Source organism: Brevibacterium sp. RIT 803, assembly GCF_016892625.1.
In the GTDB taxonomy this organism is placed as follows: Bacteria; Actinomycetota; Actinomycetes; order Actinomycetales; family Brevibacteriaceae; genus Brevibacterium.
On the sequence record NZ_JAFEMW010000006.1, the window covers coordinates 293,238 to 305,903 of the forward strand.

The following is a 12,666-nucleotide window of genomic DNA, read 5'->3' on the forward strand; positions in this document are numbered from 1 at the left end:
GCTGTGATGTCCTGCCGGTATGCGACCGATGATTGACGAACCTGTTCAGGCTCGGTCTCTGCCTCTGTCTGCCTTCTCATTCTCGAACGCGTCGTGAAGCCAAATCGGGGTATAGGTGCGGAAGCGATCGCCCAGCTCGTCGTCGCTGTCGAGAATCACGGCGAAGCGATCATCAGCGCTGGAGAGTTCATTGGCCCACACAGGTCCCAGACAGGCGAGGATCGCACATGCCAGGACAACCGCGACTGCCAAGATCGGTGTCATCGAGAACAGCATCCATCCGAACAGAAGCCCGATCACCGCGAATCCGATTGCCACAGCCATACCCGCGTTGCGGCTTCTCGGTGCGCGGGCACGGGCCGGTCTGGCGGAGGCGACTGAGTCGAGGACGTCACGATTGATCCTCGTCCACGCGATGATCGCGCCCAACGCACACACGATTCCGATCATGATGAGACTGAATGCGGAGAACAGCAGAACCGTGTCCACTCGGGTCCCCTGCGCCTGCATCGCCGCACCGAGACCGGCCACGAGCATGGCAAGGGCCAACACGAGCATGCTCAGCAGTCGTGCTCTGCGCACCGCAATGAGTTCGCTGACAACCTGAGCGAGGAACGCCCGCTGGGCAGCATGGTCTGACTTCTCGGTCATCGTACGTAGCCCGCCGCCTTGTCGACCGTATGCGGGAACGTCTCACCTGCCGCGTACTTCTCGAACAGGTCGACGAACTGGTCGGCCAGGCGTGTACGCCATCCATCTGTGTCCCCACTCATGTGCGGGGTGACGATGACGTTATCGGCCTGCCATAATGGGTGGCCGGCCGGCAGCGGCTCTTCGTCGAAGACGTCGAGCCCTGCACCGGAGATCTGGCCCGATTCGAGCGCGTGGACGAGGTCGGAGGTGACAACAGCTTCACCACGACCGACGTTGATGAAGTAGGCGCTTGGGTCCATGGCGTTAAACACCTCGGCGTCGAAGAGGTTCTTCGTTCTGTCCGTCAGCGGTGCGATGTTGATGACCCAGTCGACGCCGGACAGGTGAGAACTCAGCTGAGAAGAGTCGATGACGCTCCCGAAGTCAGCGTCTCCGGTCCGTGCGTGGCTGCCGGCACCAGTGACATTGATGTCGAGGGCGCTGAGGACCTTGGCGATCTCCCGGCCGATCGAACCTGTGCCGACGATCAGTGCCTGGGATCCGGCCAGATTCTGAGTCGATCGACGGTTCCAGACGGATTCCCGTTGGTCCTCAAGCGATCGCAGCGAGTTCTTCGCATGGATCAAGATGTAGTTGAGCACGAATTCCGCGATCGGACGGTCGAAGATGCCGCGTGCATTCGTGACCACGACCTCCGAAGCCGAGAGTTCGTCGAACAGCAGTGAGTCCACCCCCGCCGCGGCCGCGTGGATCCACTTCAGGCTGTCAGCGTGCCCGAATTCGCTGCGCAGCGCCTTCGAGAAGAAGTCCCAGAGAAGGAGGACATCGGTGCCGGGGAGAGAGGAGCCCAACTCGTGGGCCTCGACGATCCGCAGCTCGACGTCCTCCTTCCGACCGAGGTCAGTGAGCTGATCCGGAACTTCCGTCCCGGGGGCGTTGAGTATGGTCAGTACCGTCATGAGTCGACTCCTTCAGCCTAGCCTTCTCAGCCAGACTATCGGATGAGTCGGTGTGACTCTGAGAGCCGTCGGTCAGATTGTCAGATGAGTCTGCGCCGACACGTACGAGTTCACGTTTCGCAGGGTCAGCCTTCAAGGTCTGCGCCAGCGGTGTGTTGGGCAGGAAGCACAGGAAGACGAATCCGAGGACTGCCAGTGGGGCAACCCACAGGAACAGCGGCACCAAGGCGTCGTTGTACGACGTGATGATGAGAGTGTGCAGCGGCTCAGGCATGTCGGCGACGATCTGGGGTGTGAGTCCTGTCGAGGACACCTTGGGCAGCGGCTGCGACGGATTGGCCTTCGCCAGCTCACCCATGCCGTCCTTGATGTTGTCCAGGAGGCGCTGTGTGAAGACCGAACCGATGAAGGCCATGCCCAAGGTCGCTCCGACCTGGCGGAAGTAGTTGTTCGATGCTGTCGCAGTGCCGACCATGGCAACGGGGAATGCGTTCTGGACGACGAGCACAAGGGTCTGCATGCTCAGTCCCAGTCCGAGTCCCAGCAGAGCCAAGCAGCCCATGGTCTCCCAAGCGGCACTGTCTGCCTTGAGCTGCGAGAGCAGCACAAGAGAGGCAGCCATGATCAGAATGCCCATAAGAGGGTACTTCTTGTACTTGCCCGTGCGGGAGACGACGAAGCCGATGAGGGTCGAGGAGATGAGCATCGTGCCCATCATAGGAACCATCATCAGGCCCGCCACTGTGGCATCGATGCCGTGGACCATCTGCAGGTAGGTGGGCATGTAGGAGAGAACGCCGAACATCCCGACGCCGATGAACAGGCCTGCGACGGTGCACAGCAGGAAATCGCGGTTCTTGAACAGGTACATCGGGATGACCGGCTCACTGACCTTGAGCTCGACGAGGATGAATCCGACGATTGCGAGGACTCCGACGATGATGAGGCCGTTGATCTGCCACGATCCCCATTCGTAGTCGTGTCCGCCCCAGGCGGAGACGAGGACGATGCAGGAAGTGACGATCGAGATCAAGGCCATGCCCATGACGTCGATCTTCGGACGCGGACCGGGAGCGCGCTTGGGCACCTTGAGGAAGAAGGCGGCAGCGAAGAGAGCGATGATGCCCAGCGGGAAGTTGATGGCGAAGGCCCAGCGCCAGCCGGGACCTTCCGTCAGCCAACCACCGATGAGTGGGCCGGCGACTGAGGACACAGCGAAGGCCGAACCCATGATGCCCATGTACTTGCCGCGTTCACGGGCTGGGACCACAGAGGCGATGATGGACTGAGACAGGATCATCATGCCGCCGCCGCCGATGCCCTGGAGCACTCGACCGAAGATGAGCATCGACATGTCGTTTGCGATGAGCGCGAAGACCGAGCCGAGCAGGAAGCAGCAGATCGCGAACATGAAGAGCGGCTTGCGGCCGAAGAGGTCGCCGACCTTACCGTAGATGGGCATCATGATCGTCGAGGCGAGCATGAACGCTGTGGACACCCACAGCATCTGGTCAACACCGTCGAGTTCACCGACGATCGTCGGCAGGGCGGTCGCCAACACCGTCTGGTTGAGGGAGAACATGAACATGGCGATCATCAGTCCCACGAAGAGCAGGATGATCGCAGATGTCTTCATCTGCTCGGGTTCGCTGCGGTCTTCCGGGGTCTTGGGCATCTCGCCGATCCTCAGTCCTTGATTACTTCTCATTTCAGCCTTTGTCATAGTCGGTCCAGAACCTTGAGGAAGAGTCCCAATGATTCTTCGAAGAGTGGTTGCGTGCCGGACTTCTCGTCAATGCGCTCGGGTGAGCGCTTGAGCGTCTGGCCAGCGTGATTCAGAGGTACCCTGCACAGTTGGGTGAGCATCCTGGCGCTGCGCCAGGCCGATTCTTCGGTGGAGAACTCCTGCCCCAGGAAGCGCAGACGCGCCAAGACGTGTTCGGCCACGAGCTCTTCAAGAGCCTCGGCCCGATCGAAGCGCTTGCTGACCAGCTCCGGATAGCGGGCGAACAGTTTCCGGCGTCGGGCCGGCAGGCTGGGATCCATCGAACCCATGAGCAGCACTTCGCGGACGAAACGGGCAGTGTCCTCGGCGAGATCTTCCACCCCTGAATCAGAGTGGACGTAGTCATCAACCAACTTGGCGTCGATATTGGACTCGTCGAGTCCGACGATGGCGTCTTCCTTCGTCGCGTAGTAGTTGAAGAAGGTTCGTGTGGACACGCCGACGTCGGCGGCGATGTTCGCCACCGTCGCGCATTCGAGTCCCTCATCGAGTACCCGAGTAATCGCCGCGTCATGCAGAGCATGACGCGTCTGACGCGCCTTTTTGGCACGGAGGGATTCGGGTTCGGATTCACGCATGAGACAATTTTTGCATCTCATGCAACTTTACACCAACTGCAAAATTGCAATTGTGCACTATTTCACGTTCTCAGGTGAGAACAGCCGCCTTCACATCAGAGTCTTCAACCGCGCCCTGTGCTGTTCGAGAACCTGCAGCTGCCCCAGTAGCGTCGTCTGCGCATCCGTGTCAGTGGTGTCCTGGCGCTGCAGTCGTGAGTGCAGCTCCTTGGCAATCCGTTCGAGGTCGTAGTCGAAGAGCCGAGCCACGATGCCTCTGGCGAATCCCTCCGCGCTGACCCCGTCTGCCACCGGCAAGGGAGACACGAGCAGCTGCATGACATAGGGCCTGAGGTCCTCGTCACTGGCTGCGAGGACGGCTTCCGCCCAACGCGCGGCGTCGGCGGATCCGGCTGAGTTCACACCCCCGGCTGACTTCAGTCCTCCGGCAGCCTTGATCGCAGACTGGATCCGTCGATATCCCGGGTGCTCGAAGGCTCGGGCAGACAGTGAGTCGAAGAGCTTGGCATTGACGAACTCGGGATGCTGCAGCGCCACCATCAGTGCCCCCTTCTCCGTCTTCAGGCGAGCGGGGCTGATCGGGGCCGACAGGTTCGACACGTCTGGGCGCTCATCGTAGACGTATTCGATGGCGGTGTCGTCCTTGCCGGCGACTCCCCCGGCGGAGCCGGGCGCTGGTTGTCCTGGCGTCTGCGCTCCGGGCGCCTGCAGCCCTGGCCGGGCCTGCGCCGGAGCCGATTGATTCTGCTTCCACGCGGCAGACTGACCCTGCGATCCGTTCATCTGCGGCTGCTGTGCGCCGGAGAGAACCCGTTGGGCTCCGGGTGGAGTCTGATCCGGTCCGGGCGGTGCCTGGGCTGGCCCGGGAGGGGTCTCCGGCAGGGCCTGAGGTGATCCGCCCTGAGTCTGACGAGACTGATGAGGCTGCGATTTACTCGGCCTCTTTCGGGCATCTCTGACCGCGGATTCCACCTCGTCGATGTCGACGCCGATTCGGCCGGCGACAAAGCGATAGTAGTGGCTGAGGCTGTTGCGATCACGAATGTCCGTCAGGACCTCGGCACTGGCCTTGACTGCAGCGATCCTGCCCTCGACCGAGTCGAGGTCGTAGCGAGAGATTGCTGTGGTGATGACGAACTCGAAGAGCGGTTTGCGACCGTCGATGAGTTCGCGCAGCGCGCCGTCGCCCTTCTGCATCCGCAGGTCGCAGGGGTCAAGCCCGTCGGGTTCGACTGCAACGAAGGTCTGGGCGGTGAACTCACTCTCGAATTCGAAGGCCCGCAGTGCTGCTTTCTGTCCGGCTGCGTCTCCGTCGAAGGTGAAGATCACCTGTCCCGTCGGGTCGTCGCCGAGCAGTCGACGCACGATCTTCACATGCTCGGGCCCGAAGGCCGTTCCACATGTGGCCACCGCCTGCGTGACTCCAGCCAGGTGTGCAGCCATGACATCTGTATATCCCTCGACGATGACCACGCGCTTGGTCTTCGCGATGTCCTTCTTGGCCAGATCCAGACCGTAGAGCACCTGGTTCTTGTGATAGAGAGCAGTTTCCGGAGTATTCAGATACTTCGGCCCCTGGTCGTCGTCGAACAGGCGCCTGGCGCCGAAGCCGATGGTCCGAGAGGTCATGTCCTTGATGGGCCAGACGACCCTGCCTCGGAAACGGTCGTAGATACCGCGGCCACCCTCACTGGCCAAGCCTCCGGCAAGAATCTCCTCCTCGCTGAAACCGGCTCGCTTGAGCTGGCTGGTCAGCGAATCCCAGGACTTGGGTGCGAAGCCGAGACCGAATTCACGGCTCGAGCTGCTGGGGAAGCCTCGGCCCTCGAGGAACTCCCGACCGATCTGTCCCTGCTCGCCTTCCAACGACTGAGTGAAGAAGCGCTGAGCGACCTCGTGCATCTCCAGCAGCCGTTGTCGCCGACTGGCCTGCTCGCGGTCGGGACCCTTGCCATCTTCATAACGCAGATGCATCCCGATCTTGCCGGCCAGAGATTCGACGGCTTCGACGAAGCTGAGCTGTTCGATCTTCTGCAGGAAAGCGAAGACATCGCCTGACTCACCGCAGCCGAAGCAGTGATACATCCCGACCTGAGGACGAACGGTGAACGACGGGGTCTTCTCATCGTGGAAGGGGCAGAGGCCCTTGAGCGAGCCGATTCCCGCGGTCTTGAGCGTGACGAACTCACCCACCACCTCGTCGATGCGGGTTCGACTTCGAAGCTCGTCGATGTCCTCGCGTCTGATCAGTCCGGCCATGGTCTAGAGACGATCCTCCGCCCCTGCTTTGAGCTGGTGGTACAGCGCCCAGGCGGAATGATCGGTCAGCGATGCGATCTGGTCGACGACGACGCGCAGCCTGGCAGCATCGTCGGCGGCCTCGAAGTAGTCGGTCCTGAACATCGGCTCGAGATTGGTCGGCGACTCGGAGTACCACTGGGACAGCTCGGTGATGACGGCGGACTGGATGTCATGGAGACGCAGACGATCCTCGGCGACCATCACCGTCAGCGTCGCCATTCCCTTGAGAACGGCGATCTCGACAGCCGTAGGTTCGGGAACCACAAGAGCGGCTGCGTAACGGGACAAGGGCTCCCATCCGAATTCCTCACGGGTAGCGGCCTCCGCTGCACCGACGAACCGTCCGATGAGCTGACTCGTCATGTGTTTGAGCGCTGCTTGGGCCCGCCTGGACCCGTCATAGGTCTCCGACGGCCAGTATGCGGCGGCCTGCAGCCTCGACAGAGCTTTGTCCATCTCCTCATCGCTCGTGGTCGGCAGATACCACTTCCGGGTGATGTCGAAGAGCTCTCCGCGGCGGTCCGCGGCAGAGAAATCTCCCAGGTGAAGATGGCCGCCGGCGATCGCGTCTTCGACGTCGTGGACGGAGTAGGAGATGTCATCGGCGAGGTCCATCACCTGGGCTTCGATGCATCGTTTCCCGTTCTCGATGCCGTCGCGATAGAAGTCGAAGACTCCCCTGTCGTCGTCGTAGACGCCGAACTTCCTGACACCGGAGTCACGCCGACCGACGGACGCCTCGCTCCGCGACCACGGGTATTTGGTCAGCGCGTCGAGGCTCGCCCTTGTCAGATTGAGCCCGGCCGGGCGACCGTCATCGGCAATCACCTTCGGTTCGATCCTGGTGACCAGACGCAGCGTCTGCGCGTTGCCCTCGAATCCGCCGATGTCGATGCACAGTGCGTCGAGAATGGTCTCACCGTGGTGACCGAAGGGTGGGTGGCCGAGGTCATGGCTGAGGCAGGCGGTGTCGACGATATCGGGGTCGCAGCCGAGGTAGCGGGCGAGTTCGCGCCCGACCTGGGCGACTTCGAGGGAATGCGTGAGCCGAGTACGGACGAAATCGTCGGTGCCTGGTTCGACGACCTGAGTCTTGGCGCCGAGGCGGCGCAGGCCCGCGGAATGCAGAACCCGTGCCCGGTCACGCTGAAAGGCCGAGCGGCGTGGATTCTTCGCCGGTTCGCTCACCCATCGTTCCTCGTCCCACGGCGTGTAGGTCGCCACGGTCCCCGAGCGCACCGATGTGCGTGGGTGAGATTCGAATGGCATTGTCATCCTCCCGAGATGTCGAGTTCCGCCTCGGAGAGCAGAGACTTCCCGCTGACATCGAAGATGCGGGAGTCGAGCCACCCTTCGGGCAGATGCGGCTTCTTCGGGCGGGTGGTCCGCCCCCGGGAGCCTTCCGCATCCGTACCAGGATACGGTGCGTTCTGATCGAGCTGAGCCAGAAGCCCCTCGAGCTCTTCGAGTGAAGAGACCATCGCCAGCTGACGACGCAGATCTCCGCCGACAGGATAGCCCTTGAAATACCAGGCGATGTGTTTGCGCAGGTCACGAACTCCGTAGAATTCGTCCTCGTAGTATTCGGCGAGGTATTCACCGTGCTTGTAGACGGCGCGGGCAACCTCTGCGAGGCCGGGTCGGAAGCGCTCGTCGCTGCCGCTGAGCGCATTGGCGAGGTCACCGAACAGCCAGGGCCGCCCCTGGCATCCACGGCCGATGACGACTCCGTCGCATCCCGTGCGGCGCATCATCTCAAGTGCATCCTCTGCCGCGAAGATGTCACCGTTGCCCAGAACCGGAACGGTGTCGCCGAGGTGGTCCTTGAGTCGGGCGATGGCGTCCCAGTCAGCCTGGCCGGAATACAGATCCGCCGCGGATCGACCGTGGAGGGCAATCGCTGCCACACCCGCATTGCGGGCCGTCTCGCCGGCGTCGAGGAAGGTCTGATGGTCCTTGTCGATGCCTTTGCGCATCTTCACCGTCAGAGGGATTCCGCCGCGGTCAGCCTCGGTCACGGCCGTGGTGACGATGGCCTTGAACAGGTCCTTCTTCCATGGCAGGGCCGAGCCGCCGCCCTTCCTGGTGACCTTGGGCACGGGGCAGCCGAAGTTGAGATCGATGTGGTCGGCGCGGTCTTCGTCCACGAGCATCCGCACAGCCTGCCCGATCGTCTCCGGGTCGACACCGTAGAGCTGCACCGAGCGCGGGGTCTCATACGGCTCATGGTGGATGATCCGCATGCTCTTGGGGCTGCGTTCGACAAGCGCCCTGGACGTCACCATCTCAGTCACATAGAGACCGGCTCCGTACTCGCGGCACAGGCGGCGGAAGGCGGTGTTGGTGATTCCCGCCATCGGTGCCAGCACCACCGGCGAGGACAGCTCGATGGGGCCGATGCGCAGTGGCTCGGCAGTGGTCGGGGATGCGGATTCTGGGGCAGGGCTGATGACACTCACCATGCCATTATCCCCGAGCCGTCAAATGAGGGAACACCTGCACAAGCAGATCCTGCCGACTCACGATCGCGCATATGGCCCCTCCGTCTCCTTCTCAGCCCTGTCCACGTCAACCTGTTCCTGGGCCAGAAATTCCCGGATGTCCCATTCGACGTCGAGTCGCAGCTCCTCGGCGAGACGATCATCGTGGGTGACCACGATCATGGATCCGCCGAATCCGTCCAGAGCGGTGACGAGCGCGGTCAGCGATGACAGGTCCAAATTGTTGCCCGGCTCGTCGAGTACGAGCAGCTGCGGAGCCGGGTCCTGGAGCAGACTCGTCGCCAGTGCCACACGGAACCGCTGACCTCCCGACAGGGTCGAGCAGAGCTGATCGGTCCGGCCCGCTCCCAGCCCCATCGCAGCCAATACCTCGTGGACGCGGTGCGGGCCGAGACTGGGGCTGTTCGCCCTCACCGCCTCCATGACGGTCAATGTCGGCGGCAGCCTGTACTGCTGGTCGAGAATGCCGATCGGGACCGGAACTGTGATCGACATGTTCGGAAACAGTTCGTGTATAGGCGCACCTGTGTCGTGTCTGCCGGCGATTGCGGCCAGCAACGTCGACTTCCCGGAGCCGTTGGCACCGGTCAGCCTGATGCGCTCGGGTCCGACCACCGAGCGCGGCTGCTCCAGCGCTCCCCCGGAGATGTCGAGTACTCTCTTACCGGAATGGATCGCGGTCTCCGGCAGATCCAGGCGAATGCTCGAGTCCCTGCGCAGGGCGTCCTTGGCAGAGCGAACCGAGGAGCGGGCCTGCTCCTCGTCGGCGGCCTTGTCTCCTCGACGCTTCGCTGCGCTCTTCTGGGCGAAGTCCGTCAGACCATTCATGACGATCTTCGGTCGGCGTTTGCTCTCCTTGTCCTTGGCCGCCTTTCGGTCGGATCGGGCCAGTTTCGTCTCGAGTTCGATGCGCTGGCGCTTCTCGATCGCCAGGGTCTTCTTGGCATCGACGACGTCGGCGAGCTTCGCCTCTTCCTCGGCCGCGACCATAGTCTCGTAGTCGTCGAAGTCTCCTCCGTACACCCGCAGCTGGTCCGTCATCTCGACGATCGTCGAGACGGTCGACAGAAGCGCGCGGTCGTGCGAGATCACCAGCGTCGGTCCGGTCCGGTCCCGGAGCAGAGCGGCCAGGCGTCGACGCCCTGCCTCGTCGAGGTTGTTGCTGGGTTCGTCGAGGATCAGCCAGCGGTCGCCCGCCAGCGCGGCTCTGGCCAAACCGATGCGCATGGCCTGACCTCCAGAGTAGGTGGACAGCCGGCGGTCAAGGGCAGCGGCGTCAAGCGTGAGGCCGAGATCGGCCAGAGCACTCAGCGCCCGCTCTTCGATGTCCCAGTCGTCACCGATGACATCGAAGTCATCGAGCTGGGCCTTTCCAGCCAGCGCCTTCGTCAGTGCAGTCCTGACGGGGGCGATTCCCAGCGCCGAGGCGACGCTGTCCTCGGTGTGCGGCAGCAGCTGATCGATGTAGACAGCACCCTCGGCACCGGTGATGCTCCCAGCAGTGGGCCTGAGCAGACCGGCGATGATCCTGGCGAGAGTGGATTTGCCGACCCCGTTGTCGCCGACCAGGCCGACGGTGGCAGCAGGGATCGTGGCGCTCAGTGATGTGAAGATCTCGGTGTCGTCGCTGAGGCGGTAGCCGAGTTTGGAGATGGATACGGCAGCAGTCATGTGTGTCCTCATTTCGTGCACAGAAGTGCGCTGCGGGTCCGTTGCACCCGCGTGATGCGGAAATGAGGAACTACTTCACGAAGTGACTGTCTTTCGCCGGGAATGGGTCAGCACCAGGATGCCCGAGGTCGGTTCGCTTCGTCAAGAGCGCTTTCAGACCCTCCTGTCGTCTCAGACGATGATGAGCATCAGCTCCGCCGGCTCGTCACCCGGGTTGGACAGCTGATGGGGAACATCGCCCGGCGCCTGCGCACAGTCTCCCGCTCGCAGAGTCGTCCGGCGATCGATGGTGACGATTTCGATCGTTCCGGCGAGGACGAAGAAGGACTCACGTGAGCCGCTGCGGTGTGCCGCGAACGACGCAGTTTCGCAGTGGGGATCGAGTTTGTAGTGGACGACTTCCATGTTCTGCTGTGGCGCGGGAAGATCTCTCCGCAGGGTGCCTCTGCCATACCCGCTGTGGGCAGGGATGGAGCTGCTCCGGGCGATGACCACCTCCGGCGGAGCGAGGAGCTCTCCCACCTCGACGCCGAGTGCGCGGGAGAGACCCATGGCATTCGAGACCGACGTGTCCTGTTCGCCGCGTTCGATTTTCGACAGTGCCGCCCGGGAAATTCCGGCACGGACTGCGAGTTCGTTGAGCGTCAAGTCGTTGTACTTGCGGCGGGCTCTGATCCGCGCGCCGAATACACGGGCTCCGAGGTCCTCTGTGTTCGCCATTGTGACATCATAGTTTATTCTTGAATAGTAGAGTGAGTTCCATCAAATAAAACTTCTTCACATGATGGAACTTCTCATATGACTCCACTGCTGGCACTTGCCCCCATTATGCTCGCCATCACCCTGCTCATCCTCAAGCGCAGTTCGTGGGTCTCCGCCGCAGCCGGGGTCATCGCCGCCGGTCTTGCCGTCATCTTCTTCTTTCCGACGTCGATGTCGGACCTGCTCGAATCCGGGGCGGACTACTTCCCCCTCATCCTCGAAGTCGCCCTCATCCTCCTCTTCGGCATGGTCCTCGCTCGTCTGCTTGAAGCGGCAGGCTCGATGGGTGAGATCTCCGCCTGGGTCGAATCGGCGGCGCCCAGTCGGCCGCTCGGCGTGGCCCTCGTCGTCTTCGGCCTCGTCCCATTCGCCGAATCTGTCACCGGCTTCGGCATCGGGGTGACGATCGGAGTCCCCGTTCTCCGACTCCTCGGCTGTTCGCTGCGTCAATCAGCGATCCTCGGACTCCTGGGACTCATCGCCGTACCGTGGGGCGCACTCGGCCCCGGGACCACGGTCGCTGCCGCACTCACCGGCGTCAACGTAGACGATCTCGGTGTGGCAACAGCCTGGATCAATGCGATACCGGTCATCATCGTGGCCACCTCGGTGATCCTCGTCATGCGACCCAGACTGACCTCCTGCCTCGGAATCGGCGCCGCTGCAGTCCTCATGTGGGCCGGCATCCTCGCCGCGAACATCCTGGTCGGCATGGCCCCGGCCGGCATCATCGGCTCACTCCTCGTCATCGCAGTGATGGGCACCCTCTTCATCATCCGCCGCCGCAGAACCGGCTTCACACACAGATTGGGCCTGGCAGTCCTGCCGTACACCACCCTCACAGTGGGCCTGCTCATCGCACGCGCACTGCAGTCGGCGTTCCCTTCGCTGCTGACTCAGATAGTCGCCTCTCCCCCGTTCTGGCTGGCCGCCGCCTGTGCAATCGCCGCACTCAGAGTCACCTCTCGCAGCAGTGTCACGGTCTCCGCCGTCCGCTCCTGGCTGCCCATCGGCGCCGGAACTGCCGCGTTCATGCTCATGGGGTGGATCATGACGACAACCGGGATGAGCGCAGCCATCGGGACGCTTGTGCCCTCCGGACTCGTCCTCTTCACGCCATGGCTGACGGCGATCGGAGCCATCGTCACCGGCTCGAACACCGGCGCAAACTCCATGTTCACCGGCACCATCGACGCGGTCGCGACAGCGTCGCACGTTCCGTCTCTGCCCGTGGTGGCAGCAGGCAACGCCGCCGCCTCGCTCGCAGCACTGGCCGCCCCTCCACGCGTGGCGATGTCGGTGCAGATGGCCGAACCTTCAGCACCCGCCTCGACGAATGACATCGCCTGGGTTCAGGGTCGGGCCCTGGCTGTAGCCGGAGTCAACGCGGTGGCGCTCGGTCTCTGGGTCCAGTTCATGGCCTGAGATCCAGACCGATCTGCCGGCGCCGAGGT

10 protein-coding genes are annotated in these 12,666 nt (G+C 62.8%); 1 reads left to right on the top strand and 9 read right to left on the bottom strand.

Annotation, left to right across the window (positions count from 1 at the left end; all coding sequences use genetic code 11):
• Positions 1 to 45: 45 nt before the first annotated feature.
• The 9 genes from JTF07_RS19310 to JTF07_RS19350 all read right to left on the bottom strand — a co-directional run bounded on the left by JTF07_RS19310 (position 46) and on the right by JTF07_RS19350 (position 11,170).
• The gene (locus JTF07_RS19310) at positions 46 to 651 is read right to left on the bottom strand and encodes a hypothetical protein (protein WP_204235797.1); all 606 of its coding nucleotides are present in this window, start codon (positions 649 to 651) and stop codon (positions 46 to 48) included.
• On the bottom strand, positions 648 to 1,613 hold the full coding sequence (locus JTF07_RS19315; RefSeq protein ID WP_204235798.1) for a D-2-hydroxyacid dehydrogenase: 966 nt from the start codon (positions 1,611 to 1,613) through the stop codon (positions 648 to 650). The genes JTF07_RS19310 and JTF07_RS19315 overlap by 4 nt, the downstream gene beginning before the upstream one ends.
• The gene (locus tag JTF07_RS19320; protein WP_252199946.1) at positions 1,555 to 3,321 is read right to left on the bottom strand and encodes an MDR family MFS transporter; all 1,767 of its coding nucleotides are present in this window, start codon (positions 3,319 to 3,321) and stop codon (positions 1,555 to 1,557) included. The genes JTF07_RS19315 and JTF07_RS19320 overlap by 59 nt, the downstream gene beginning before the upstream one ends.
• 11 nt (positions 3,322 to 3,332) lie before the next feature.
• Positions 3,333 to 3,977, bottom strand: coding sequence for a TetR/AcrR family transcriptional regulator (locus JTF07_RS19325; RefSeq protein WP_204235799.1), 645 nt, complete (start codon positions 3,975 to 3,977; stop codon positions 3,333 to 3,335).
• Between the two features lie 90 nt (positions 3,978 to 4,067).
• Positions 4,068 to 6,236: a DNA primase gene (gene dnaG / locus JTF07_RS19330; protein WP_204235800.1), complete on the bottom strand. Its 2,169-nt coding sequence runs from the start codon at positions 6,234 to 6,236 to the stop codon at positions 4,068 to 4,070.
• A gap of 3 nt (positions 6,237 to 6,239) precedes the next feature.
• Entirely contained in the window at positions 6,240 to 7,547 is a 1,308-nt protein-coding gene (locus JTF07_RS19335; protein ID WP_204235801.1) for a deoxyguanosinetriphosphate triphosphohydrolase, read from the bottom strand.
• A 2-nt stretch (positions 7,548 to 7,549) separates the two neighbouring features.
• Positions 7,550 to 8,740 (bottom strand): tRNA dihydrouridine synthase DusB, encoded by a 1,191-nt coding sequence (gene dusB, locus JTF07_RS19340; RefSeq protein ID WP_204235802.1) that lies wholly within the window; start codon positions 8,738 to 8,740, stop codon positions 7,550 to 7,552.
• 57 nt (positions 8,741 to 8,797) lie between these two features.
• A complete protein-coding gene (locus tag JTF07_RS19345) occupies positions 8,798 to 10,450 on the bottom strand; it encodes an ATP-binding cassette domain-containing protein (protein ID WP_204235803.1) in 1,653 nt (550 codons plus the stop codon).
• A gap of 171 nt (positions 10,451 to 10,621) precedes the next feature.
• On the bottom strand, positions 10,622 to 11,170 hold the full coding sequence (locus JTF07_RS19350) for a helix-turn-helix domain-containing protein (protein ID WP_204235804.1): 549 nt from the start codon (positions 11,168 to 11,170) through the stop codon (positions 10,622 to 10,624).
• 78 nt (positions 11,171 to 11,248) lie between these two features.
• On the opposite strand from JTF07_RS19350, the gene JTF07_RS19355 reads away from it, so the two are divergent.
• On the top strand, positions 11,249 to 12,637 hold the full coding sequence (locus JTF07_RS19355; RefSeq protein WP_204235805.1) for an L-lactate permease: 1,389 nt from the start codon (positions 11,249 to 11,251) through the stop codon (positions 12,635 to 12,637).
• The last annotated feature ends 29 nt before the right edge of the window (positions 12,638 to 12,666 follow it).

Bases quoted from the DNA above. Each gene is read 5' to 3' on its own strand.
- JTF07_RS19310 (WP_204235797.1), bottom strand. From the start codon at position 651: ATGACCGAGAAGTCAGACCATGCTGCCCAGCGGGCGTTCCTCGCTCAG.
- JTF07_RS19315 (WP_204235798.1), bottom strand. From the start codon at position 1,613: ATGACGGTACTGACCATACTCAACGCCCCCGGGACGGAAGTTCCGGAT.
- JTF07_RS19320 (WP_252199946.1), bottom strand. From the start codon at position 3,321: ATGAGAAGTAATCAAGGACTGAGGATCGGCGAGATGCCCAAGACCCCG.
- JTF07_RS19325 (WP_204235799.1), bottom strand. From the start codon at position 3,977: ATGCGTGAATCCGAACCCGAATCCCTCCGTGCCAAAAAGGCGCGTCAG.
- dnaG (WP_204235800.1), bottom strand. From the start codon at position 6,236: ATGGCCGGACTGATCAGACGCGAGGACATCGACGAGCTTCGAAGTCGA.
- JTF07_RS19335 (WP_204235801.1), bottom strand. From the start codon at position 7,547: ATGCCATTCGAATCTCACCCACGCACATCGGTGCGCTCGGGGACCGTG.
- dusB (WP_204235802.1), bottom strand. From the start codon at position 8,740: ATGGTGAGTGTCATCAGCCCTGCCCCAGAATCCGCATCCCCGACCACT.
- JTF07_RS19345 (WP_204235803.1), bottom strand. From the start codon at position 10,450: ATGACTGCTGCCGTATCCATCTCCAAACTCGGCTACCGCCTCAGCGAC.
- JTF07_RS19350 (WP_204235804.1), bottom strand. From the start codon at position 11,170: ATGGCGAACACAGAGGACCTCGGAGCCCGTGTATTCGGCGCGCGGATC.
- JTF07_RS19355 (WP_204235805.1), top strand. From the start codon at position 11,249: ATGACTCCACTGCTGGCACTTGCCCCCATTATGCTCGCCATCACCCTG.